The sequence below is a fragment of the Glycomyces sp. NPDC050141 genome (assembly GCF_055586545.1).
In genome coordinates, this window is the sequence record NZ_JBVJHZ010000002.1 from 196177 (window position 1) to 220967 (window position 24791).

The following is a 24791-nucleotide window of genomic DNA, read 5'->3' on the forward strand; positions in this document are numbered from 1 at the left end:
GCACAGTCAACAACCCTGCATCGGGGGTACGACAATTCCAGGCCGCCGATGCCCGCGCGTGAGGCGGGACACAGGGGCCCTTTCCGGGCGAGGCGTAGCGGCGCTGCCTAGCGGCGCTGGCGCTGGACCTCGGCGAGCGCGATCGAGGCGGCGACGGAGGCGTTGAGCGACTCCACCTCGCCGGAGATCGGGATGCCCGCGCGGTGGTCGCAGGTCTCGGCGACGAGCCGGGAGACGCCCTTGCCTTCGTCGCCGACGACGATGAGCAGCGGGTCGTTCGCGACCGGCAGGTCGAAGACGTCGACATCGCCGCCGCCGTCGAGGGCGACGGTCATGAACCCGGCCTGCTGGCAGGCCTGGATCGTGCGGGTGAGGTTGACGACCTTGGCGACGGGCAGGCGGGCGGCGGCCCCGGCGCTGGTGCGCCAGGCGACGGCCGTCACGGAGGCGGCGCGCTTGGACGGGATGATGAGCCCGTGCCCGCCGAACGCGGCGGCGGAGCGGATGATCGCGCCGAGGTTGCGCGGGTCGGTGACGCCGTCGAGCGCGACCAGGAGCGGCGCGGTGCCCGAGGTCTGGCTGATACGCAGCAGGTCCTCGAACTCCGAGTACTGGTACGGCTCGATCTGGAGGCCGATGCCCTGGTGGAGGGCGTTGTTGGTGCGGCGGTCGAGGTCGCGGCGGGCGAGTTCCTTGATGGGGAGGTCGCGGTTCCCGGCCAGGCGCACGGACTCGGCGACGCGGTCGTCGAGCTCGGTGCCGAACGCCACGTAGAGCGCGGTCGCGGGCACTTTCGCGCGCAGGGCCTCCAGGACGGGGTTGCGGCCGAGGATGAGTTCGGGCTCGTCGTCGCGGCGGCGGGTCTGGGCGCGGTTGGTCGGGCGGGCCTTGCCGATGTTGGTGGTGCGGCCCTCGGAAGCGGCCTTGGCACGCTCCTTGGACTGCTTCCACTGGGTCTTGCGGGGCTTGTCGTCGCCCTGGTACTCCTTGTGCCAGGGGCGGTCCTCGGCCTTGAGGGTGCGGCCGTGCCCGGCCAGGCCCTTCTTGCCGCCGCCGGAGCCGATCTTCGGCCCTGCTTTGGAGGTCTTGCGGCGGTTCGGGTGTCCACCCTTGGTGCTCATCGGTCTCGGTTCCCCAGGTCTCGGTCGTGGTCGGCGGCTTCGCCTCGATGCGGACGCGCTAGTTCACTGTCCACACGGGACCGCGAGGGGTGTCCTTGACGGTGATGCCGGCATCGCTGAGTTCGTCGCGGATGCGGTCGGCAGCCGCGTAGTCCTTGCGGGCCCTGGCCTCGGCGCGCTGTTCGAGCGCGAGCTTCACCAGCGCGTCGACCGCGCCGGTCAGCTTCGCGTCCCCCGGGTCGTCCCAGTGCGGGTCGAGCGGGTCGAGGCCGAGCTGGTCGAGCATAGCTCGCACACCGCCCGCGATGCTGGTCGCGGCCGTGTCGTTCCCCGCGTCAAGGGCGGCGTTGCCCTCGCGCGCCATGTCGTGGATCGCGGCGATGGCCGCGGGTGTGTTCAAGTCGTCATCCATGGCGACGAGGAATTCGGAGCACATGACGCCGCCGATGGTGGCCTCGGTGCCGAGGGACTCGGCGGCGCGGTGCACGAAGTTCGACAGGCGGTCCCAGGCGGCCCGGGCCTCGCCGAGGGCGTCCTCGGAGAAGTCGACGGCGGACCGGTAGTGGACGCTCGTGAGGTAGTAGCGGATGGCGGCGGCGCTGAAGCCCTTCTCGTTGAGGGCCGCGATGGACAGCGTGTTGCCCAGGGACTTCGACATCTTGGTGCCCGCGAGGTTGAGCATGCCGTTGTGCACCCAGTACTTGGCGAACGGGAGCCCCGCGGCGGTCGACTGGGCGAGCTCGTTCTCGTGGTGGGGGAACATGATGTCGGTGCCGCCGCCGTGGATGTCGAAGCCGTCGCCGAGGTAGCGGCGGGCCATCGCGGAGCACTCGATGTGCCAGCCGGGGCGGCCGGGGCCCCACGGGGAGGTCCAGGCGGCGTCCTCGGGCTCGCCGGGCTTGTGGGCCTTCCAGAGGCCGAAGTCGCGGGAGTCGCGCTTCGCGCCCGGCTCGGGGCTGGAGAGCATGTCCTCGGGGCGGCGGTGGGAGAGGCTGCCGTACTCGGGCCAGGAGGAGACGTCGAACCAGACGTCGCCCGCGCCGGTGACGTACGCGTGCCCGCGCTCGATGAGCTCGGAGATGAGGTCGATCATCTGGGTGATGTGCCCGGTCGCGCGCGGCTCGTACGTGGGCGGCTCGGCGCCGAGGGCCGCGTAGGCGTTGGCGAGGACCACTTCGTTCGCGTAGGCGATGGACCACCACGGGCGGCCCTGCTCCTCGCCGCGGACGAGGATCTTGTCGTCGATGTCGGTGACGTTGCGCACGTAGGTGACCTTGTAGCCGCTGCGGCGCAGCCACCGGATGAGCACGTCGTAGGAGACGCCGGAGCGGAGGTGCCCGATGTGCGGGGGGCCTTGCACGGTGAGGCCGCACAGGTACACGCCGACTTCGCCGGGCTTCCGGGGCTGGAAGTCGAGGACGGATCGGGTGCCGGTGTCGTACAGTCGCAGGCTCACCCGACAAGTCTAAACAACGCGGGCGCCGCTCTAGCGCGCCTGGGCCCGTGTGTCAACCCCGTGTGAACGGGAGTTCGGGGGCAGGGGCGGCGGGTAGTACCCCGGTACTGCCCGGCCCGGGGGGCTCCTCCTCGGGCATGAGCCGGAAATCCGTCCGGAAGCAGACGCGCTGCGGGCGCTGCCCGCTTAGGCTGATCCCGTCCCCACCCCCTAACGATCGGAGCCACATGTGATCACCGCGAAGGGCCTGTTCAAGCGCTATCGCAAGACCGTGGCCGTCAACCAGCTCTCCTTCGAGGTGCGGCCGGGCGTCGTCACCGGTTTCCTGGGGCCCAACGGCTCCGGGAAGTCGACGACGATGCGCCTGATGCTCGGCCTCGACCACGGCGAGGGCGAGACCCTCTTCGACGGCGAGTCGTTCACCGACATCCGCCGCCCCATGAACAAGGTCGGCACCCTCCTGGAGGCGAAGCCGTTCCACCCGACCCGTTCGGCCCGCAACCACCTGCGGATGCTCGCCAGCGCCAACGGCGTCGGCGACAAGCGGGTGGACGAAGTGATGGAGCTGGTCGGCCTCGGTTCGGTGAAGCGGAAGAAGCCGAAGGGCTACTCGCTGGGCATGGCGCAGCGGCTCGGGCTCGCGCAGGCGCTGCTGGGCGACCCGGGGATTCTGCTGCTGGACGAGCCGACGAACGGCCTCGACCCTCACGGCATCCACTGGATGCGCGACATGCTGAAGCACCTGGCTTCGCAGGGCCGCACGATCTTCGTGTCGAGCCACCTCTTGTCGGAGATGCAGTTGATGGCCGACGAGCTGGTGGTGATCGGCCGGGGCACGATGATCTTCAACGGCGACGTGGACCGGTTCGTGCGCGAGTTCACGCAGTCAACGGTGATCGTCCGCAGTCCGAGCGCGGAGGGGTTCACGACCGCGCTCGAAGGCGCGGGTGCCCAAGTCGCCCAAGGCAAGGACGGCGAGCTCGTGGTCTCCGGCATGGAGATCGGCGCGGTCGGGCACCTGGCGTTCACATCGAACGTCGAGCTGTCGGAGCTTTCGACGCGCTCCGCCTCGCTCGAGGAGGCGTTCATGTCCGCGACGGGCTCGTCCGAGGAGTTCGTCGCCGCCGAGCCGCTGGGCGGCCCGGTCCAGTCCCCTGCTACCCAGACCGGCGGTGCCGACAATGCTTGACGCCCTTCGTTACGAGTGGACGCGCCTGACGACGCTCCGGTCCACGTACTGGCTGGCCGGTATCGGCGTGCTTGCGGCGCTGGCGATTCCGGTGATCGCGGGGATCGCGGTGTCGGACCAGCCGCTGGACCAGGTGACGGCGGCGGCCGGGTTGAACGGCGGTGCCGCGTTCGGCATCCCGTTCCTGGCGGTGTTCATGGCGATCATCGGGATCTTCGCGACCGGTCACGAGTACCGGCACGGGACGATCCAGCCGACGCTGACGGCGTTCCCGCAGCGGTCGCGGTTGATCGCGGCGAAGATCCTGGTCGTGTCGGCGGTGACGGTGGCGGTGACGGTGTTCTCGCTGGCGTTGAACGCGTTGACGCTCTTGATCTTCTGGGGCGATGTGCCGGGCCTGTTCGAGGACCCGCTGCGGTCGGCGCTGATCGGGTACATCGTGTACACGCTGATCTACACGCTGTCGGGCCTCGGCCTGGGGCTGCTGTTCCGGGGCGTGCCGTCGGCGCTGGTGGTGATCTTCTTGGCGCCGTTGATCATCGAGAACCTGATCTTCGGCCTGTCGTTCCTGCCCGCGGCGGACTGGCTGGTGCCGGTGGTGAAGTTCCTGCCGTTCTCGTCGGGTGCGCGGCTGATGGCGGTGGACTTGACGGCGATGACGGGTCCGGGGATGCCGGACTTCGACTACTTCGGCCGCTGGGGTTCTGGTGCGGTGTTCGCGGTGTTCGCTGCGGTGATCATCGCGGCGGCGTGGACGCTGTTCAAGAAGCGCGACGCGTAGAAGCGAGAAGAGCGGCCCGGGGCGGAAAGCCCCGGGCCGCTCTTTGCTGTGTCTTACGCGTTCGCTTCGAGTTCGCGGCGCACGAGGTCCGCGGTCTCGATCGAGTTGAGGGCCGCGCCCTTCATGAGGTTGTCGGCGACGACGAAGAACTCGAGGGAGTTCGGGAAGTCGATCGACTGGCGGATGCGCCCGATCTGGGTGCCGCCCTTGCCGACCGAGTCGATCGGCATGGGGAACACCATGTTCGCCGGGTCGTCGACGAGGTCGACGCCGTCGGCGGCGGCGAGCACGCGGTGCGCCTCAGCGACGGAGACTTCGCGTTCGAACGTGGCGTGCACGACCTGCGAGTGGCCGACGGCCACGGGTACGCGCACGCAGGTCGAGGCGACCTTGAGGTCGGGCAGGCCGAGGATCTTGCGGGACTCGTTGCGGACCTTCAGCTCCTCGGAGGTCCAGCCGTCTTCCTTCCAGCCGCCGACCTTCGGGACGACGTTGAGGGCGAGCGGCGCGCCGAACGGCGCGTTGAAGTCCTCGCCGAGGACGGCGCGGACGTCGCCGAGCTCGGTCCCGATCTTGTCGGCCCCGGCGAGCTTCTGGATCTGCGCGTACAGCGCCTCCAGGCCTTCCTTGCCGGAACCGGACGCGGCCTGGTAGGACGCAACGGACATCGAGACGAGCCCGAAGGCCTCGTTCAGGGCCGCGAGCGACGGGATGAGCGCGAGCGTCGTGCAGTTGGCGTTCGCGATGATGCCCTTGGGGCGCACGGCGGCGGCCTCGGGGTTCGCTTCGCGGCACACGAGCGGCACGTCCGGGTCCATGCGGAAGTACGCGGACTTGTCGATGACGACGACGCCCTTCGCGGCGGCGACGGGCACCCATTCGGCGCTGACCTCGTCGGGCAGGTCGAAGTGGGCGATGTCGATGCCGTCGAACACGTCGGCGCTGAGCGCCTGCACGGTGATCTCCTCGTCCCCGACGGTGAGGACCTTCCCGGCCGAGCGGGCCGAGGCGATGAGGCGGATCTCGCCCCAGTTGCCGCGCTCTTCGTTGATGAGGCGGCGCATGATCGATCCGACGACGCCGGTGGCGCCGACGATCGCGACGTTCAGCTTGCGAGACATGCCTATCGCCCCGATCCGGCGTAGACGACGGCCTCTTCGGCGCCGCCGAGCTCGAACTTGTCGTGGACCGCGCGCACCGCCGCGTCGAGGTCGGTGTCGCGGCAGACCACACTGATGCGGATCTCCGAGGTCGAGATGATCTCGATGTTCACGCCCGCGTCGGCCAGCGCCTGGCAGAAGTTCGCGGTCACGCCCGGGTGCGAGCGCATCCCGGCGCCGATGAGCGAGATCTTGCCGATGTTCTCGTCGTAGATGAGCTTCGCGAACCCGATGGACGCCTGGTGCTTCTTGAGCGCTTCGGTCGCCTTCGGCCCGGCCTCCTTGGGGAGGGTGAACGAGATGTCGGTGTGGCCGTTCCCGGCGGTCGACACGTTCTGCACGATCATGTCGATGTCGATCTCGGCGTCGGCGATCACCTGGAAGATCGAGGCCGCGGCGCCGGGCTTGTCCGGGACGCTGGTGACGGTGATCTTGGCCTCGGAGCGGTCGTGCGCGACGCCGCTGATGAGTGCTTGCTCCACGGGCAGCTCCTCCATGTAACCCGACACCATCGTGCCGGTCTTGGTCGAGTACGACGAACGGACGTGCAGCGGGAGCCCGTAGCGACGGGCGTACTCCACGGCGCGCAGGTGCAGGATCTTGGCGCCTGAGGCGGCCATCTCCAGCATCTCCTCGAACGTGATCGCATCGAGCTTCTTCGCGTTCGGGACGATGCGCGGGTCGGCGGTGAAGACGCCGTCGACGTCGGAGTAGATCTCGCAGACGTCCGCTTCCAGTGCTGCGGCGAGTGCGACGGCGGTGGTGTCCGAGCCGCCGCGGCCGAGCGTGGTGATGTCCTTGGTGTCCTGGCTGACGCCCTGGAACCCGGCGACGATCGTGATGAAGCCCTCGTCGAGCGAGGAGCGGATGCGTCCGGGCGTGACGTCGATGATGCGGGCCGCGCCGTGGGCGGTGGTGGTGATCATCCCGGCCTGGGAGCCGGTGAAGGACCGGGCCTGGAAGCCGAGGTTGTTGATCGCCATCGCCAGGAGCGCCATGGAGATGCGCTCGCCGGCGGTCAGCAGCATGTCGAGTTCCCGGGGCTCGGGTACCGGCGATACCTGGGCCGCGAGGTCCAGGAGCTCGTCGGTGGTGTCACCCATGGCGGAGACGACGACGACCACGTCGTCGCCGCGCTTTCGCGTCGCGACCACTCGTTCGGCGACGCGCTTGACGCGTTCGGCATTCTCCACCGATGAACCGCCGTACTTCTGCACGACTAGCGCCACGGATTTCACCTCACTCGCTCGTGTCTCAGGTCACTCGACGCCGCCCGGTCGGGGGCGGCCACCTCACCTTAGCTGCGCTTACCGGTGTGTCGCCAGGTCGTTCTGGGTGGTGGGACAGAGAATCGGGCGGTGGCATGGAAACGGACGGGCAAGACGGTGGCGGTGCTCACTCTCGCCGCGGTGCTGGCGGGCTGCGGGACGGCCACGGCCGTCGACCCGCCCGAGGAGGCGCCGCGCCGGCCCAGCGCGCGCGCCACCCTGATCGGGCGCGCGAGCCTCGCCCTGGACCGGACGTTCACCGCCGAGTACGAGTGGTCGGAGGGCGGCACCGTCACGGTGTGGGCCGCCGAGGACGGGACGTGGCGGGTCGACGTCCCCAGCTGGGCGCACGGCGGCACGGTCGACGTGTCGGTGGCGTGGACGACCGGCGGGTTCTTCCAGTGCGCGGCGGGCCGGTGCGTGCGGATCGCCGGGATCACCGGCGAGATCCCCAAGGAGTACGACCCGAAGGTGCAGCTGCCGTTCATCGAGTGGCTGCCCAGGCTGCTCGACCGGCACCTGCCGTTCGCGATCGCTCAGGACGGCGACTGCTTCACGCTCACCCCGAACACGGTGGTCGTGGACCCGCCGATCCCGCCGGGCGAGTGGTGCCTCGACGACACCGGGACGATCCAGTCGGTCCAGTCCAGCCCGTTCGGGACCCTCGAACTCGCCGCCGCGCCCGCCGAGGCGGTCGCCACGGTGGAACTCCCCGGGGAGCTCAGCGACGCCGAGCCGATGAGCCGCAAAGCGCCCCCCGAGCCGACCCCGACACCGGACCCGTCCGCCACACCGGTCCCTGCGCCGACGCCCTCACCCACGCCCGCGGAGTGAAACGAGAGTAAGGAAGGCGACACGAGCAGGCGTCCCACTCCCTGACCGTGGCACCATGAACGGTGGCGAGCGACGACGCCGCTACGCGACGGCACCCCTGGTGCCGCGACCGACAGCGAGACCCGCAACCGGAGGAACGCGCATGACCGCACCTATCGACCGCCACGCCCAGACCGCGGTCCCGATCCACCCGCTGCTCGCCGCCCGCCACTCCACGCGCGCCTTCGCCCCCGGCAACGACCTCACCGAAGCCCAGGTCACCGCCCTCCTCGAAGCGGCCCGCTGGGCCCCCAGCGCCGGGAACACCCAGCCGTGGCGGTTCCTCCTCGCCCGCCGCGACACCGGCGAGTTCAAGCGCGTCCTCGAGACCCTGAACCCCGGCAACCGCGACTGGGCCGCCAGCGCCTCCGCGCTGCTCGTGGCCGTCCGCACCGACGCCAACGCCAAGGGCCCGCTCTCGCACGCCGCCTACGACCTCGGGCAGGCCGTCGCGCACCTGACGTTCCAGGCCGCCGCCGAAGGCCTCACCGTCCGCCAGATGGGCGGCTTCGACGCGGCCGCGCTGGCCGCCGAGTTCGAGCTGGACGCGCCGCTCGTGCCGACCACCGTGGTCGCGATCGGCCTGCCGGGCGACCCGGCCGACCTGGACGAGTCCCTCGCGGGCCCCGACCGGACCGTGCGCGCCCGCATCAGCGTCGACGACCTGCTCATCCACCCGTAGAGCAGCGCTGGTTTCCAGGAGCACCGTCCCAGTATGCGGGCGTCGAAGTCGACCGGAGTCACCGCATCGGTGTACGCTCTCGGGGTCATGCGGTACTCAATGCTCCTTAGCTGCCGCGGCGGGGCCAACTAGGTCGGCTCCTCGTCGCGGGTTTTGGCATGCCGGCTGGCTCAGGCAATCAACGGCTCAGACCACCAGCGACATCTCACAGGAGCATCCGTGACTTCCTCTTCCTTCGCAGACCGCGCCAAGCGCTACCAGCCTTACCACTCGCAGTTCAAGGTCGACCTGCCCGACCGCACGTGGCCGGACAAGATCACCGAGACCTCGCCGATCTGGTGCGCGGTCGACCTGCGCGACGGCAACCAGGCGCTGATCGACCCCATGACCCCCGACCGCAAGAAGAAGATGTTCCAGCTGCTGGTCGACATGGGCTACAAGGAGATCGAGGTCGGCTTCCCCTCCGCGTCGCAGACCGACTTCGACTTCGTACGGCAGCTGATCGAGCAGGACCTCATCCCCGACGACGTCACCATCCAGGTCCTGACCCAGTGCCGCGAGCACCTGATCGAGCGGACCTTCGAGAGCCTGCGCGGCGCCAAGCAGGCCATCGTCCACTTCTACAACTCGACGTCGACGCTGCAGCGCCGCGTCGTGTTCGGCCTGGACAAGGACGGCATCACCGACATCGCCACGCAGGGCGCGCGGCTGTGCCTGAAGTACCAGGAGATCCACACCCCCGACACGGCGATCCGCTACGAGTACTCCCCCGAGTCCTACACCGGCACCGAACTGGACTACGCGGTCGAGGTGTGCGCCAAGGTCGCCGAGGTCATCCAGCCCACCCCCGAGTGGCCGCTGATCGTCAACCTGCCCGCCACCGTCGAGATGGCCACCCCGAACGTGTACGCCGACTCGATCGAGTGGATGCACCGCAACCTGCCGAACCGCGAGTCCCTGATCCTCTCGGTCCACCCCCACAACGACCGCGGCACCGGCGTCGCCGCCGCCGAACTGGCCGTCCAGGCCGGGGCCGACCGCGTCGAGGGCTGCCTGTTCGGCAACGGCGAGCGCACCGGCAACGTGTGCCTGGTGACCCTGGGCCTGAACCTGTTCAGCCAGGGCGTCGACCCGGGCATCGACTTCTCCAACATCGACGAGATCAAGCGCGCCGTCGAGTACTGCAACCAGCTGCCGGTCCACGAGCGGCACCCGTACGCCGGGGACCTGGTCTACACGGCGTTCTCCGGTTCGCACCAGGACGCCATCAAGAAGGGCTTCACGCACCTGGAGGCCGACGCCGCGGCCGCGGGCGTCCCCGTCGACGAGTTCACTTGGGGCGTACCGTACCTGCCGATCGACCCGAAGGACGTCGGCCGCAACTACGAGGCCGTCATCCGCGTCAACTCGCAGTCCGGCAAGGGCGGCGTCGCCTACGTCATGCAGAGCGAGTACGGCTTCGACCTGCCGCGCCGCATGCAGATCGAGTTCTCCGGCGCGATCCAGCGCCACACCGACGCCTCCGGCAAGGAGGTCTCGACGCAGGAGATCCACGAGATCTTCCGCCGCGAGTACCACCCCGAGTACCAGCCCGGGCCGCGCCTGGTCGTCGAGGACCACTCGACGGTCTACACCGGAGAGACGCTGACCCTGGAGGCCTCGATCGTCCTGGACGGCACCGAGCAGAAGGTCTCCGGCACCGGCAACGGCCCGCTCTCGGCCTTCACCGACGCCCTGGCCTCGGTCGGCGTCAACGTCGAGGTCCTGGACTACACCGAGCACGCCCTGTCGGCGGGCCAGCACGCACAGGCCGCGTCCTATGTCGAGTGTGCGATCGACGGCCGCACCGTCTGGGGCGCAGGCGTCCACCCGAACATCGTCCTGGCGACGATGCGCGCGGTAGCGAGCGCGTACAACCGCGCTTAAGCAGGCATGCAGGGCCGCAGACGGTTTCGTCTGCGGCCCTTTACTTCGACCTGCAGGCCCGGAGCAGGACCGACATCATCACCAGGCCAGCAGCCATCGAAACCCCGTGCTCGACACCCGCGACGACCGGCAGCTTCAACGGCTCGAGATCGGTGATCGGCAGCAGGACCCAGAGGATTCGCCAAGCGTTCCAAGCGAACAGCGAACCCGACGCCACGAACCCGAGGGTCATCGGCAGCCACATCGGCAGGCGCCCCCGGCCCAGCACGCCGACGCTCCACATACCGAGCACCGCCCAGGCCGCGCTCACGCCGACCAGCAGCCGCGAGTCGAGGTTCCACAAGTCGAGCGCGTCGGGGTTGAGCCCGAGCGTTCCGCCTGCGGCCCAATAGGTCCACAACACGACCGGACCCGCAGTCGCCGCCAGCGCGAACCCCAGCCGGGTCCCCGAAGCGGCCCCCGCATCGCCCGACCGCCCCGTGAACGCGGCGGGCCAGCGCTCCCGCATGTAGATCGGCACCGCGACCATCAACCCGATCGCCATGCCCGTGAACCCGATCCCGATCAGGGCCAGGTCCCAGGCCGGGAACGGCTCCGTGACCGGGTCGCCGCCGGAGTCGCCGCCAGCCGCGCCCAGCAGCGCGGACAGCACCGAGTACGGCAGCAGCGAGACCAGGAACCCGCTTGCGCCCCAAGCGAAGAGGATCACGATCCACGCCGGGACGCGCTTGCCCCACTCCTGCGCCAACGCCAACCCGAGGGCCACCCCTAGCCCGGCCATCCCGATGGTCACCACGTTCAGCGCGATCCACTCCGGCAGGTTCGAGCCGAACTCCTGCGGCACCGCCCCGATGAACGCCCCGATCACCCACACGATCTTGACCACCAGGTACAGGGACATCGTCCCGGCCGCCCCGAACCCAGCGATGCGCCGGACCCGGACCCAACCCGGCGAGAGCGGCCGGTCCTCGACCGTTGCGATTTGCTGCTTGTAGCTCATACCAACGAGTCTCATCCCGCCAGAGCAACAAGACCTCACCCGCGGGCGGCGTCGCCCTCCCCCGAGCGGGTGAACGCCGCAGTAGTACAGCCCGGTCGCGAGTAGCACTGATCGGCAAGAACTCTGGTACAACAAATCCATGGCCAACCCCCTCGCCCGCCTCCGTGATGCCCTGGGCGCGTTGATACGCCGCCCCCGCAAGATGCGCGACACCGCGCGCCGCACGATGTCGCTTCCGATCCATGTGCTGCTCATGGTGCTCGCCGCTCTCGGCGTGCTGGCGGTCCTGCTCTGGCTGCTCACCTACGACCGGACCTCGCCGCTCAGCGCCGCGCCCACCGACCAGACGATTCTGGAGGTCATCCGGCTTGCCTTCTACGCGGTGGCCGGGATCGGCGGCGTGATCGCCTTGACTGTGGCCTACCGGAAGCAGCGGCTCAGCGAGGCCGAGGTGACCCGCGAGGACGCGAAGCTCTTCAACGAGCGCTTCGCTGCAGCGGCCGAGCAGCTCTCCTCTGAACGCGCCGCCAACCGGCTCGCCGGGGTCTACGCGATGGCCGCTCTCGCCGACGAATGGGATGCCGGGCGGCAGACCTGCGTCAACGTCCTGTGCGCATACCTTCGGATGCCTTACAAGCCGCCGCCGGCGCGCACCGAACGCGACCAGGCAGCCGTGCCGGACCAGTTCCGGCCTGCGATGGAAGAACGGCTCGTCCGGCATACGGTCGCCGACGTCATCGGAGAACGCCTCCGGATGGACTTCACTCCCGGACGGACCTGGCACGACTGCGATTTCGTGTTCACCGGCGCAACGCTCGACGGCGGCGATTTCAGCGGTGCGGACTTCGCGGGCACGGTCTCGTTCGCCTCCGCCCGATTCCCTTCCGGCTCACTGGATTTCACCAACGCCCGGTTCCGGCACAGTGTCAACTTCAGACGGGCGACCTTCTCCGGCGCGAACCTCAACTTCACCGGAGCACAGTTCGGCTGGTCAGCGATGTTCGCCGAAATCGAAGTCTCGGACGGATTCCTGGACTTCCGGACGGCCGGTTTCTTCACCGATGCCACCTGGTTCTTCCGGTCGAAGCTTTCCGGCGGCTGGGTCCTCTTCGACGGCTGCACGTTCGACAATCATCTAGGCGACTACGGGGCAGCCCTGAAGTTTGCCGATGTCGAGTTCAACGGCGCCGAAGTCTCGTTTCGTCTCTTGGAGTTGCACGGAGGGGCACTCGACTTCACCACGGCCGCAGACTGGTCCCATCCGCCGGTTTTCGATCCCTTCCCTGACGGACCACCGGACAGCCTGCGCCTCCCGGACACTGCGTCCTGACCCGGCCTTAGACCAGCGCCGCGCAGCCCGATTCAGCGCCAAGCGGGCATGAGGTCTTCTGGCGAGAACACTTTGATCCCCTTGGCCGTACTGCCCGCCCGGGACACGGCAATGAGCGGTGTGGACTCGTCAGCGCCGGGCAGTTGTGACCGATGGATGATCAGGCGGTCGTGTTCACGGCTATCGAAAGGTTTGTTCTCGTGCCATTTGATGGAGCCGACGAGTCTGATCTGTTTCGCCACCGGGGCGCGGTCGGCTCCGACGATGTCGATCTCGGGGTCGTTGGTGCGGGTCCAGTAGCTTCCGATGTAGTCGCAGTCTTCGAGGATCGGTTCGTCCGCGAGGCGCCAGAGCGCATCTCTGATCACTGGTTCGACAGCGCGGCCGCGCCACGAGGTCCAGCTGGAACGTATGGCTTTCAATACCCGGCTGCCTCGCCCGCGTTCGATCAGGGTCATGCCAGGTTCAATGAATGAAAGCCACAGCCGCAGATACGGATCGGTGATCCGATACCTGGTGAGCCTGCTCGGGTTGGTGGAGACTGGGAGCTCCGCCGCGACTATGCCGCGTTGCACCAGTTGTTCCAGAGATCGCGTCAGTGGAGCGGGTTGCAAACCCCCGGCGGTTCTGCCGATGGTGGTGAAGGTGCGCTCTCCGTGGCCGATGGCGCTGAGTACCCGGCGGGCCTGAATCTCGGAGGGAAACTCGGCAGCCATCGAACGTTCTGCGCTGACCAGCAGTGGCGAGGTCGGATCGTTCAGCGATTGTTCGAGGAACTCCCAGATTCCGGCTCCGCGCTCCCACGAACCGAGAATCAGCGGCAGACCACCGGTCACCAGGTGGGCATCGATCGCCTCGGCCGGCGGCAGGCCGGTCATGTTTGCGATGTCGGTCGGCGTAAGCGGCCCGACGACCATTTCAGTTCCCCGCTGATAGAACGGTCGTTCATAGGAGTTCAGCTTCTCCATCATCGCCATATCCGAACCGACGAGGATGAGCAGCACGGGGAGCTTTGACAGGTAGCGGTCGAAGTACTTCTGGAGACCTCCTTCGAAGCTCGGATCCTCTCTTACGAGGTAGGGCACCTCGTCAAGCACCACGATGCTGGGGCGATCGTCAGGAACGGCCTCGGCGAGCATGGCCAGCGCCGCTCCCCAAGTCTGCGGTGCATCGAGCTCGGCGAAGCCACTTGCTCCGGGAAGGGAGGATGCGGCCAACTCCGAGGCGAACGCTGCAAGGTCCGTCTCGCGAGAGTTGCCCCCAGCAGTGAAATAGACGTGCGGCACGGCTCGTTGACTGATGAACTCCTCGACCAGGCGTGACTTGCCGACCCGGCGCCGCCCGCGGATCAGCAGCGCGCAACCGGGCCTGCCAAACCGGCCCCCGTCTTCCACGCGATCGAGAAAGGTGCCAAGTCGGTCGAGCTCGGCACGGCGGCCTACGAATCCCGACATCGCGACTCCTACCATTCGTGTTAGTAACATCGATGATAGTACCATCATTGGTAGTGACAATTACTCGGATTTGATCTCTTGCAAAATCCTTACCGGAATCCACGGATGACTCGCGCAGGTCCCCGTCACCGGTCACCACCTACTGCTCAGGCCTTCAGCATCTTCTGGATCAGGGGCGGTGGCTCCCGCATCGCGCTGCACTCGGAGAGGGGCGGCAGGTGCCTCAGCGCGACCGACGCCGAGTGCGCCCAGTACGCCGCCAGACCAGCGAGCACGAGCATCAACGGGTCCTGGTACAGCAGCGTGGTCCAGAGGCCCGCTAGGGCCGCCATCCCGTATCCCGCGAACGCGCACACGAACACCCACACCGGCGCCCGGTGGTACCGCTTCGAGCGGGCGTTCAGTTCCGCTACCCCGGACAGGTTGAGCAGCAGGAGCAGCAGACCGACACCTGCGGCACCGGCGCCCCCTGTTGCGACCCAGCGGAATTCGACGGGGATCAGCGTGAGCACGAGCGCCGCCAGCCCGGCCCAGTACAGGCCCAGCAGCAAGCCGTTGACCAAGGACATCACCTGAACGCCGCGGCGGAGCATCTTGAACTCGATCCGGTGCGGGCAGTAGGGCTGCAGCAGCGCCTGGATCGCGGGCGCGTGCCAAGGATGGGCCTGGCAGGTGTCCCGCGGGTAGAGCATTCTGCGGAACGCGACGAGTTGCCACACGACCCAGGTGTACGGCAACGCGATCAGGGCAAGGAGTGCGTGATGGCTGTCGATGACCGCCATCGTCAGGCCCAAGCCGAGGAGCAGGACCGCGTATCCGGCCGCGGCGATCCCGACGACGAGGTCCTTCGGGCGGTGCAGCCGCTGCCACGCCGCCACCAGCGCCACGATGCTGACCGCTTGCAGCACAAGCCCGCACAACATGGCGAGCCCTGCGAGGGCGGCCAGTTCGTCACCTTGGTCGGCACCTTCGGCAAGGCCTGCGAGCCCGGCCATCAGGCCGACCGCGACGACCACCCAGCCCGACCAGACGGCCACGACGCTCAGCGCCCGCATGAAGCGGCCTTTCGCATTCAGGTCGGCGAACCGCACCCAGTGGGGGCACTTGTGGCGTTCGGTCTTCGTCAGGACCGGCTCGGCCCAGCCGTCGTCAGCGGCCTCGGGGGCGGCATCGGGGGCGGCCTCGACGGTGATCTGGGGGTCGCTCGGCAGGGGTTGCGGGGGTTCGTATGACATTGTGGGGCTTTCGGTCGGGCAAAGGGCGAGGTCCCGGCCGTGTTCGGCGGGGACCTCGCGAATTGTAGGGAACGTGCGGGCTTCGGTCAGCGGTAGGCGGCGCTCTGCAGGGAGTACAGCTCGGCGTAGGCGCCTTGGCGGGCCATGAGTTCGTCGTGGGTGCCTGATTCGGCGACGCGGCCTTCCTCGAGGACGATGATGAGGTCGGCCATCGAGACCGTCGAGAACCTGTGGGAGACAAGCACGGTCACGGTGCCGCGCTGGCGGCCCGCGTGGACTTCCTCGGCGAAGCGCTCGAAGAGGGCGTGCTCGGTCTGGGGGTCGAGGGCGGCGGTGGGTTCGTCGAAGAGGACGAGGAGCGGTTCTTTCCGCATGCGGCCGCGGCCGATCGCGAGTTTCTGCCATTGGCCGCCGGAGAGGTCGGTGCCGTCGTCCCAGCGGGCGCCGAGGCGGGTGTCGAGCCCGGCGGGGAGGTCGTCGAGGACGTCTTCTGCTCCGGAGCGGGTCATGGCGGCGCGGACGGTGTCGTCGTCGTAGCCGCCGCCGAGGTCGCCGATGCCGATGGTCTCGCGGGCGGTGAACTCGAATCGGGTGAAGTCCTGGAACGTGGCGCCGATGCGTTCGCGCCAGGCGTCCACTGCAAAATCGCGGAGGGCGTGGTCGTCGACATTGATCTGACCGGAAGTCGGCTGGTAGAAACCGGACAGGAGCTTGACGAGGGTGGTCTTGCCCGCGCCGTTCTCGCCGACGAGGGCGACCACTTTCCCTGCGGGGAGGTGGAGGCTGACGTCGTCGAGGGACTTGCGCTCGGACTCCGGGTAGGAGAAGGAGACGCCGTCGAGGGTGATGCCGCCGGTGAGGCGCTCGGGGACCGGGGCGGGCTCGACGGGGCCGCTGGTCGCTTCGGCGTACTCGCGCAGCATGATCAGGCGTTCGCCGAGTTTGGCGAGGCGGGTGAGCCACAGGGTCTCGGAGGCGACGTTCGCCCCGGCCCCGGCGACCATGCCGATGAGGCCGACGAGGAGGACGACGTCGCCAGCGGTCGCCTGGCCGCGGATCGACAGGTAGAGGATGATGCCGATCCCGGCGGCCATGCCGACCGCGGAGAGGAGGCCTTCGCCGGTGGCGATCCGGGCCGCCTTCCACTGGCCTCGGTTGCGTTCGGCGACAACGGCGGCGCCGGTCTCGTGGTGTCGTGCGGCGACGGCCGCCGCGGAGCCGAAGACGCGCAGCTCCTTGCCGGATTCGGCGAGGGTCGCGACCTCGAAGAGGTGGCGGCGGCGGCGCTCGGGTTCGGCGGTGGCGGTGTGGGCCTTCTCCTCCTGCATGCCGGCCCGGTTGGCGATCGACATGGCGGCCAGGGAGAACAGCGGGAAGACGAGCAGCAGCGGGTGGACGGAGAAGAGGAGCACCCCGCCGACGAGGATGGTGACCAGGCCGCGCGTCCACTGGGCGAGCCGGATGGCGCTGCTGGCGAGCAGCCACGTGTCCTCGCGGATGCGGTGCACCTCGTCGAGGAACTCGGGCCGCTCGTGGTGGTCGAGTCCGGGTGGGTTGCCCATGAGCGCCATGAGCTCCCGGTCGGAGGCGCGCTGGGTGTGCTCCAGGACGAGGAACACGAGTTTGACGTAGGCGAACACGACGGCCCAGATCAGGGCGGCGCCGACGCCGAGTCCGGCCGCGGCGAGCCACGCCGCTCGCTCGTCCCCGGTCTGGACGGCGTCGATGAAGACCTTCGTCAAGTAGACGAGCAGGGGCATGAGGACCGCTTGGACGACGCCGAGGACGAGCTGGGCGGTGATCGCCTTCGGGTGCGACCGGTAGCCGACGGCGATGCCGGTCTTGAAGCCGCGCAAGCGGTTCAGGATCTTCTGCTTCATGCGAGGGCTCCTAGGCGTGCGGGGTGCGGGCGAGGCGGGCGGCTTGGAGGGTGAAGGCTTCGGCGTACCGGCCGCCGAGGGCCATGAGCTCGTCGTGGGAGCCGTCTTCGATGACGCGGCCGCCGTCGAGGACGACGATGCGGTCGGCGCGGCGCACCGTGGAGAAGCGGTGCGAGATGACGATCGTGGTGAGTCCGGCGGTGATGTCGAGGAACTGCTCGTAGAGCTCGGCTTCGGCGCGCACGTCGAGCGCGGCGGCGGGCTCGTCGAGGATGAGGATCTTCGCGCCGGCCTGGACGGCGAAGAGCGCGCGGGCCAGGGCGATCCGCTGCCATTGGCCGCCGGAGAGGTCGGTGCCGCCGCCGTACTCGCTCGACAGGACCGTCTCGAGTCCGTCGGGGAGCGACTCGATGAGTTCGCGGATGCCCATGGGCTCGCACGCCTTCCAGATCAGGTCGGTGTCGTCCGCGAGGTGCGGGGCGCCGAGGGCGATGTTCTCGCGCACGGTGAGCTGGTAGCGGGTGAAGTCCTGGAAGAGCGCGGACAGGTGCGTGCGCCAGGCGGCCGGGTCGACCCCGGCGAGGTCGGTGCCGTCCACGGTGATCCGTCCGCCGGTGGGCTCGTAGAACCCGGACAGGAGCTTCACGAGGCTGGTCTTGCCGGCGCCGTTGTGCCCCACGACCGCAAGGGAAGTGCCGGCTTCGATCTCCAGGTCCAGGCCTTCGATCACTGGGCGGCTGGCCCCGGGGTATGAGAAGGCGACGTCCTCGAAGCGCACCGAGCGCTCGGGCGCGGCGGCGGGGAGTTCGGCGGTGACGGTCCGCTCCTCGGCGGCGAGCCCGGTTTCGAGGGCGAGGATCTTGGGGACGGGCAGCGCGCCGAGCGCGACGAACGCGGCCATGTCGTCGAAGGCCGAGGAGTTGAGCATGCTGGTGAGGGCCACGAGGTAGACGGAGAGGGCGGCGAATCCGACGGCGCCGTCGAGGCCGTCCCGGGCGAGCAGCATCGCTGTGGCGGTGGTGAGCACGAGCAGGCCGCCGATGACGCCGACGGCGGCGCGCGCCCTGATGCGCTGGTGCCGGTCGGCGAATGCCATGCGCGCGTTCCACTGCCGGTCGTAGCGGTCGAGCAGCCAGCCCATGAGGCCCCAGACGCGGATCTCCTTGGCGGGCTCGGCGGACATGGCGAGGTCGCGCGCGTACTCGTTCTCGCGCTTCTCGGTCGAGTTGGAGTACGCGGAGCGGCCGACGCGCGTGTACTCGTTCTGCATGACGATGAAGATGACGGGCCAGGCGACGAGCCAGGCGAGGCCGATCCAGATGTTGAAGAAGCACAGGACGATCGAGGCCCCGGCGGCGGCGAGGAACTCGGGGGCGATGGCCGCGAGGCCGCGGACGGCGCGTTCGGGCCGCATGTAGTCGGCGCCGAGCTGGCGGGCGATGCGCAGGAGCGCGAGGACGCGGTCGTCTTCGAGGTGGGCGATCCCGGCGGGGCGGGCGACGGCGGCGACGAGGCGGTTCTGGAGGAGCAGTTCGAGTTCGCGGCCGAGGTTGAAGGCGTTGGCGCGGTGGAAGTTGTCGACGACGCGGCCGAGGAGGAGCGCGGCGGTGCCCGCAGCAAGGAGGGCGTACGCGTACCGGGCCTCGGGCGAGCCGGGCCCGGCTTCGGCGGCGGCGGGGACGGCGCCGATGAGGAGGCCGGTGGCGACGGTCATCGTCAGCGGGAGGGCGGCGACGAGGACGGTGGTCGCGGCGAAGAGCGCGGTGCGGGGGCGGCTGATCTGGGGAAGGAGGCGCGCGACGGCGGCGAGGGCCCGGGCGGGGGCGAAGCGGGGCTCCGCCGCCGCGACCGCGGACGGGGTACTCGGGGGTGCCATATGAATCCCATCATGATGTCATGTTGACTTTGTTGTGACACCATAGCGAAGTCGACGAGCGTTGGCAAGTGCTGTCATCAAGGTGCGGAACGGTTCGGCAGCGGCGGGCGCGTCACCGCCGGGGCCTGCACCTGGGCATCCGGCGCGGGCCGCCGGTACTGTTGTCCCTCGTGTCAGCGCCCAATCTCGTCAACCTCGAAACCGTCTCCAAGGCCTACCCCGACCAGGTCATCCTCGACGCGGTCTCCCTCGGCATCGCCGCAGGTCAGCGCGTCGGCGTCGTCGGCCGCAACGGCGACGGGAAGTCGACGCTGCTGCGCCTCATCGCCCGTGCCGACGAACCCGACTCCGGCCGCGTCGTCCACACCGGCGGCACCCGCATCGCCGTCCTCGGCCAGACCGACAGCCTGAAGGACGACGCCACCGTCCGCGCCGAGCTGTTCGGCGGCATGGACGCGCACGAGTGGGCCTCCGACCCGCGCGTCCGCGAGATCCTCACCGGCCTCTTCGGCGGCCTCGACGCGCCCGTCCTCCCCGACGGCCTCGAGTCCCGCATCGGCGTGCTCTCCGGCGGCGAGCGCCGCCGCGTCGACCTCGCCCGCGTCATGTCCGAGGACGCCGACCTGCTGCTCCTCGACGAGCCCACGAACCACCTCGACATCGAGGGCATCGCCTGGCTCGCCAGGTACCTGAACTCGACGCGGGCCGCGATCATCACCGTCACCCACGACCGGTGGTTCCTCGACGAGATCTGCGACCGCATCTGGGACGTCCAGCGCGGCAACGTGTACGAGTACGACGGCGGCTACTCGGCGTACGTCCTGGCCCGCGCCGAACGCGAACGCCAGGAGAGCGTCACCGAGGAGAAGCGCCAGAACCTCATGCGCAAGGAGCTGGCGTGGCTGCGCCGGGGCGCCAAGGCGCGCACCGGGAAGGCGAAGTACCGCGTCGACGCCGCGAACGAGCTCATCGCGAACGAGCCGCCGCCGCGCGACACCGCCGAGCTCGTGAGCTTCGCGACCGGGCGCCTGGGCAAGACCGTGTTCGAGGCCGAGAACGTCACCGTCCGCGCCGGGGAGCAGACGCTCCTTGAAGGCCTGGACTGGATTCTCGGTCCTGGCAAGCGGATCGGGCTGCTCGGCGTCAACGGCGCGGGCAAGACCTCGCTGCTGCGCACCCTCGCGAACGCGCTCGACGACGTGCAGCCCGCAGCGGGCCGCGTCAAGGTCGGCCGCACGGTGAAGCTCGCGTGGCTCACCCAGCACATGGAGGACCTGGACGGGTCCTGGCGCGTGCTCGAGGCGATCGAGAACGTCGCCAAGCGGGTCCAGATGGGCAAGAAGGAGATGTCGGCCGGGCAGCTCGCCGAGCGGCTCGGGTTCGTCGGCGGGCGCCAGCGCACCTTCGTGCGCGACCTCTCCGGCGGGCAGCGGCGGCGCCTGCAGCTCGCGCGGCTGCTCATGGCCGAGCCGAACGTGCTGTTCCTCGACGAGCCCACGAACGACCTCGACATCGAGACCCTGACGCAGCTCGAGGACCTCCTCGACGACTGGGCGGGGACGATGGTCGTGGTCAGCCACGACCGGTACTTCACCGAGCGGGTCTCGGACGAGACGTGGGCGCTGCTGGGCGACCGGCGGCTGCGGCACCTGCCGCGCGGGATCGAGGAGTACCTGGAGCGCCGCGCCGACAAGTCGGCTGCGCCGCAGGCGAAGTCTGTGAACACTTCGAGTACCGCGAAATCTGGGGCGGCCGACGACCGGGCCGTGCAGAAGGAGCTGTCGAAGCTCGAGCGGCGCCTGGCGAAGGTCGAGGAGAAGATCGCGGGCCTGTACGCCGACATGGCCGAGCACGCGACCGACCCGGGGAAGCTCGGGGAGCTGCAGGACCAGGTCACGGCGTTCGAGACCGAGCGCGACGGCATCGAGGAGCGCTGGATGGAGCTCGCCGGTTAGCCAAGGGCCGCTTGGGTTCGCGCGCGCCCGCGCGCGGCCCGGCGGGTCGCGGTCCGATAACGGAGCCGACTAGTCTATCGGGTCCGAACGCTCCCATACCGGTTGGTAACCAACTCGTCATTCACTGATTTATGGGTCTCTTCCAGGGTCTTCACTTTCTGTTGTGATTTCCCTAACCTCGGTTTGAAAGCCCGAAAGGACCGGTTCCACCGAACCGTGCCCTACGGGCGGTGCGCCCCTATCGATCCCTTGCGCACCAACCCGTCTGAACCGAGAGGGAGTACCCCCCTATGACCGTCTCGTACCCTTCTGCTCGAAGCAGAGCCCTCCGCCGCGCCGCGGCCGCGTCCCTCGCGGGCGCGGCGGCGATCGGCTCGATCACCTTCGGCGGCCTTGCGGCCCATGCCGAACCGGCCGCGCAGATCGTCGGCGCCGCCTCCCCTGCCGCCATCGACGGCGAGTACCTCGTCGTCATGGAGGACGGCACCGCCTACCGCGAGGCCGACGAGATCGCCAGCGACGCAGGCGCTTCCGTCGCCGATGACTTCGCCGAAGTGGACACCGTCCTCGTCGAGGCCACCGAGGCCGAGGCGCTGGAGATCGCCGCCGCCGACGGCGTGGCCTTCGTCGAGCAGAACGCGGTCGTCTCGATCGACGCCGTGCAGACGCCCGCGACCTGGGGCATCGACCGCATCGACCAGACCGACCTGCCGCTGAGCGGCAGCTACGAGTACCTCGGTACCGGTTCGGGCGTGCACGCCTACATTGTGGACACCGGCATCAACGCCTCGCACTCGGAGTTCACCGGCCGCGTCGGGGCCGGGTACGACTTCATCCAGAACGACTCGACGCCGCAGGACGGCAACGGGCACGGCACCCACGTCGCGGGCACCGTCGGCGGCACCACTTACGGTGTGGCCAAGAGCGTCACCCTCCACGGCGTGCGCGTCCTCGACAACGCCGGCTCGGGTACCACCGCGGGCGTCGTCAACGGCATCAACTGGGTCGCGAGCAACGCGATCAAGCCGGCCGTGGCGAACATGAGCCTGGGCGGCGGCTACTCCGCGTCCCTCAACAACGCCGTCACCGCGGCGGTCAACTCGGGCGTGACCTTCGCGGTCGCCGCGGGCAACGAGGACCAGGACGCCTGCAACGTCTCCCCGGCCTCGGCCCCGGCGGCGATCACCGTGGCCGCCAGCGACAACACGGACACCCGCGCCTACTTCTCCAACTTCGGGTCCTGTGTGGACGTGTTCGCGCCGGGCGTGGACATCACCTCCGCGTGGTACTCCTCCAACTCGGCCACCAACACCATCTCGGGCACCTCGATGGCCTCCCCGCACGTCGCGGGCGCCGCCGCGGTCTACCTGGGGCTCAACCCGAGCGCGTCGACCAGCGCCGTCGCCTCCTGGGTCACGGGCAATGCCAGCACCGGCAACATCTCGGACGTCCAGGGCAGCCCGAACCTGCTGCTGTACACCGGGACCGGCGGCGGCACCGACCCCGACCCGAGCGACTGCACGGCCACCAAGTCGACGGCCGCCGCGATCGCCGACCTCGCCACCGTCAACTCGACCCTGGCCCTCACCTGCGACGGCAGCGCCAGCAGCTCCAGCACCGTGGCCGTCAACATCACCCACACCTGGCGCGGGGACCTCGCGATCTACCTGATCGCCCCCGACGGCACGAGCTACACGCTGAAGACCTCCTCCAGCAGCGACTCGGCCGACAACGTCATCGCGACCTACCCGGTCAACCTCTCCAGCGAGACCGCAACGGGCACTTGGACACTGCGCATCGTGGACGCCTACTCGGGCGACTCCGGGACGCTCAACTCCTGGACCCTCGCGCTCTGACTCCCCCGCACAACTGAATAGCGGGTGACCGCGGGCGGGCCCTCCCCGTCGACCGCTGCACCCGGCACCGCGACCTGGAGCCGTCGCACGCCGGGAGCCGCGCCAGGACCCGCCCCGCGGCCCCGCACCACCCGAACGTCGGCGCGAGCCGATCCGATCCCCGAAAACCCATCCCGCATATCCCGTCCCGGCCACTGGACCGGCCAGGACCACCCGAAGGGACCCAATGTCCATGTCGCACAAACTGCGCTCTTCAAAACACCGAACTTCCGCAGCAGCGGTCGTAGGCGTCGCCGCCTTCACCGCCCTCGCGTTCACCGCCACCGCCGCCGAGGCGAAACCGGCCCTCGGCCAGATCGTCGGCGAGGACGCCGCAGGCTCCATCGCGGGCGAGTACATCGTCGTCCTCGAAGAGGACACCTCGCTCTCGACCGCCGTCAAGAGCATCGAAGGCGAGGAGGTCGTCGAGACCTTCGACGAGATCGACGCGTTCCTCATGGAGGCCAGCGAGTCCGAGGCGAAGGAGCTCGCCGCCGAAGACGGCGTGGCCTTCGTCGAGCAGAACGCGGTCGTCTCCATCGACGCCACGCAGACCGGCGCCACCTGGGGTATCGACCGCATCGACCAGCGCAACCTGCCGCTGTCGGGCTCCTACACCTACAACTACACCGGTGAGGGCGTCCACGCGTACATCGTGGACACCGGCATCAACTCGACCCACACGGAGTTCACCGGCCGCGTCGGCGCCGGGTACGACTTCATCTCGAACGACTCCACGCCGCAGGACGGCAACGGCCACGGCACCCACGTCGCCGGGACCATCGGCGGCACGATCTACGGTGTGGCCAAGCAGGTCACGCTCCACGGCGTGCGCGTCCTCAACAACGCCGGCTCCGGCACCACCGCCGGGGTCATCAACGGCATCAACTGGGTCGCCAGCAACGCCATCAAGCCGGCCGTGGCGAACATGAGCCTCGGCGGCTCCTACTCGGCGGCGCTGAACAACGCCGTCGCCAACGCCGTCGCCTCCGGCGTCACCTTCGCGGTCGCGGGCGGCAACGAGAGCACCGACGCGTGCACGAAGTCCCCGGCCTCCACGCCGTCGGCGATCACCGTGGGCGCGACGACCTCCACGGACGCGCGCGCCTCCTACTCCAACTACGGCACCTGCCTCGACGTGTTCGCGCCGGGCTCGAGCATCACCTCCGCGTGGCGCACGAGCAACACCTCCACGAACACCATCTCCGGCACCTCGATGGCCACCCCGCACGTCGCGGGCGCCGTCGCGCTCTACCTGGACGCCAACCCGAGCGCGTCGACCTCCGCGGTGACCTCGTGGGTCACCGGGAACGCCACCACGGGCGTGGTGACCGGCGCGGGCACCGGCAGCCCGAACCGGCTGCTGTACAGCCTGTAATCGCTTAACCCGCACGGGACCTTGCGCTCAGTGAGCGCAAGGTCCCGTTCTGTTTATCCCTTTTAGACCAAACGCTGGATTTGCTCATTCACTGATCTCTTGATGTGATTCGGGGGGTTTACACAGTTTGTTCTAGACCTTAGGCTCACTGCCAGGGTCTGACGGCCCGTCGCAGAGCCGTGGGGCCCGGACGGGTGAAGCGGGGCGGGGGCGAGCCCGGTCCGCGCCCGGCCCCCCCCCCCCCCCCCCGGGGAGGGCGCCCCCAAGCAAGAGGGCGCCCCCCCCCTACAAAAGGGGCTTTGTCTTTTCCACGGGAGGGAAGAAAAGAGGTA

The 24791-nt window shown here is 69.2% G+C and carries 18 protein-coding genes; 9 read left to right on the top strand and 9 right to left on the bottom strand.

What is annotated here, in order from left to right; translation table 11 throughout:
• Positions 1 to 107: 107 nt before the first annotated feature.
• A complete protein-coding gene (gene rlmB, locus ACZ60M_RS02210) occupies positions 108 to 1121 on the bottom strand; it encodes a 23S rRNA (guanosine(2251)-2'-O)-methyltransferase RlmB (RefSeq protein WP_465413816.1) in 1014 nt (337 codons plus the stop codon).
• A gap of 58 nt (positions 1122 to 1179) precedes the next feature.
• Positions 1180 to 2577 (bottom strand): cysteine--tRNA ligase, encoded by a 1398-nt coding sequence (gene cysS, locus ACZ60M_RS02215; protein ID WP_465413817.1) that lies wholly within the window; start codon positions 2575 to 2577, stop codon positions 1180 to 1182.
• Between the two features lie 229 nt (positions 2578 to 2806).
• On the opposite strand from cysS, the gene ACZ60M_RS02220 reads away from it, so the two are divergent.
• Entirely contained in the window at positions 2807 to 3766 is a 960-nt protein-coding gene (locus ACZ60M_RS02220; protein ID WP_465413819.1) for an ATP-binding cassette domain-containing protein, read from the top strand.
• Positions 3759 to 4547, top strand: coding sequence for a hypothetical protein (locus tag ACZ60M_RS02225; RefSeq protein ID WP_465413821.1), 789 nt, complete (start codon positions 3759 to 3761; stop codon positions 4545 to 4547). The genes ACZ60M_RS02220 and ACZ60M_RS02225 overlap by 8 nt, the downstream gene beginning before the upstream one ends.
• A gap of 53 nt (positions 4548 to 4600) precedes the next feature.
• On the opposite strand, the gene ACZ60M_RS02230 is transcribed toward ACZ60M_RS02225, so the two are convergent.
• Both ACZ60M_RS02230 and ACZ60M_RS02235 read right to left on the bottom strand, forming a co-directional pair.
• Positions 4601 to 5668 carry an aspartate-semialdehyde dehydrogenase gene (locus tag ACZ60M_RS02230; protein ID WP_465413823.1) on the bottom strand — a complete coding sequence of 356 codons (1068 nt, stop codon included), beginning with the start codon at positions 5666 to 5668 and terminating at the stop codon, positions 4601 to 4603.
• A 2-nt stretch (positions 5669 to 5670) separates the two neighbouring features.
• On the bottom strand, positions 5671 to 6936 hold the full coding sequence (locus tag ACZ60M_RS02235; RefSeq protein WP_465413825.1) for an aspartate kinase: 1266 nt from the start codon (positions 6934 to 6936) through the stop codon (positions 5671 to 5673).
• 129 nt (positions 6937 to 7065) lie between these two features.
• Between ACZ60M_RS02235 and ACZ60M_RS02240 the strand changes: the two genes are divergently transcribed.
• From ACZ60M_RS02240 to leuA, 3 genes are all read left to right on the top strand, one after another.
• Positions 7066 to 7809, top strand: a complete 744-nt coding sequence (locus ACZ60M_RS02240) for a hypothetical protein (protein WP_465413826.1) — start codon at positions 7066 to 7068, stop codon at positions 7807 to 7809.
• 142 nt (positions 7810 to 7951) lie between these two features.
• Positions 7952 to 8530 carry a nitroreductase family protein gene (locus ACZ60M_RS02245; protein ID WP_465413828.1) on the top strand — a complete coding sequence of 193 codons (579 nt, stop codon included), beginning with the start codon at positions 7952 to 7954 and terminating at the stop codon, positions 8528 to 8530.
• Positions 8531 to 8749: 219 nt separating this feature from the next.
• Complete coding sequence (gene leuA, locus ACZ60M_RS02250) at positions 8750 to 10456, top strand: 2-isopropylmalate synthase (RefSeq protein ID WP_465413829.1); 1707 nt, start codon at positions 8750 to 8752, stop codon at positions 10454 to 10456.
• Positions 10457 to 10496: 40 nt separating this feature from the next.
• On the opposite strand, the gene ACZ60M_RS02255 is transcribed toward leuA, so the two are convergent.
• The gene (locus ACZ60M_RS02255; protein WP_465413831.1) at positions 10497 to 11456 is read right to left on the bottom strand and encodes a hypothetical protein; all 960 of its coding nucleotides are present in this window, start codon (positions 11454 to 11456) and stop codon (positions 10497 to 10499) included.
• A gap of 139 nt (positions 11457 to 11595) precedes the next feature.
• Here ACZ60M_RS02255 and ACZ60M_RS02260 point away from each other — a divergent pair, with 139 nt between their 5' ends.
• Entirely contained in the window at positions 11596 to 12786 is a 1191-nt protein-coding gene (locus ACZ60M_RS02260; protein WP_465413833.1) for a pentapeptide repeat-containing protein, read from the top strand.
• A gap of 32 nt (positions 12787 to 12818) precedes the next feature.
• On the opposite strand, the gene ACZ60M_RS02265 is transcribed toward ACZ60M_RS02260, so the two are convergent.
• The 4 genes from ACZ60M_RS02265 to ACZ60M_RS02280 all read right to left on the bottom strand — a co-directional run bounded on the left by ACZ60M_RS02265 (position 12819) and on the right by ACZ60M_RS02280 (position 19231).
• The gene (locus tag ACZ60M_RS02265) at positions 12819 to 14240 is read right to left on the bottom strand and encodes an ATP-binding protein (RefSeq protein WP_465413835.1); all 1422 of its coding nucleotides are present in this window, start codon (positions 14238 to 14240) and stop codon (positions 12819 to 12821) included.
• Between the two features lie 146 nt (positions 14241 to 14386).
• Complete coding sequence (locus ACZ60M_RS02270; RefSeq protein WP_465413837.1) at positions 14387 to 15475, bottom strand: hypothetical protein; 1089 nt, start codon at positions 15473 to 15475, stop codon at positions 14387 to 14389.
• Positions 15476 to 15561: 86 nt separating this feature from the next.
• Complete coding sequence (locus ACZ60M_RS02275) at positions 15562 to 17355, bottom strand: ABC transporter ATP-binding protein (RefSeq protein WP_465413838.1); 1794 nt, start codon at positions 17353 to 17355, stop codon at positions 15562 to 15564.
• Positions 17356 to 17365: 10 nt separating this feature from the next.
• Entirely contained in the window at positions 17366 to 19231 is a 1866-nt protein-coding gene (locus tag ACZ60M_RS02280; RefSeq protein ID WP_465413840.1) for an ABC transporter ATP-binding protein, read from the bottom strand.
• Positions 19232 to 19401: 170 nt separating this feature from the next.
• Here ACZ60M_RS02280 and ACZ60M_RS02285 point away from each other — a divergent pair, with 170 nt between their 5' ends.
• The 3 genes from ACZ60M_RS02285 (at position 19402) to ACZ60M_RS02295 (ending at position 24459) form a co-directional block, all read left to right on the top strand.
• On the top strand, positions 19402 to 21186 hold the full coding sequence (locus ACZ60M_RS02285) for an ABC-F family ATP-binding cassette domain-containing protein (RefSeq protein ID WP_465413842.1): 1785 nt from the start codon (positions 19402 to 19404) through the stop codon (positions 21184 to 21186).
• Positions 21187 to 21476: 290 nt separating this feature from the next.
• The gene (locus ACZ60M_RS02290; RefSeq protein WP_465413843.1) at positions 21477 to 23042 is read left to right on the top strand and encodes a S8 family serine peptidase; all 1566 of its coding nucleotides are present in this window, start codon (positions 21477 to 21479) and stop codon (positions 23040 to 23042) included.
• Positions 23043 to 23274: 232 nt separating this feature from the next.
• Positions 23275 to 24459 (top strand): S8 family peptidase, encoded by a 1185-nt coding sequence (locus tag ACZ60M_RS02295; protein ID WP_465413844.1) that lies wholly within the window; start codon positions 23275 to 23277, stop codon positions 24457 to 24459.
• The last annotated feature ends 332 nt before the right edge of the window (positions 24460 to 24791 follow it).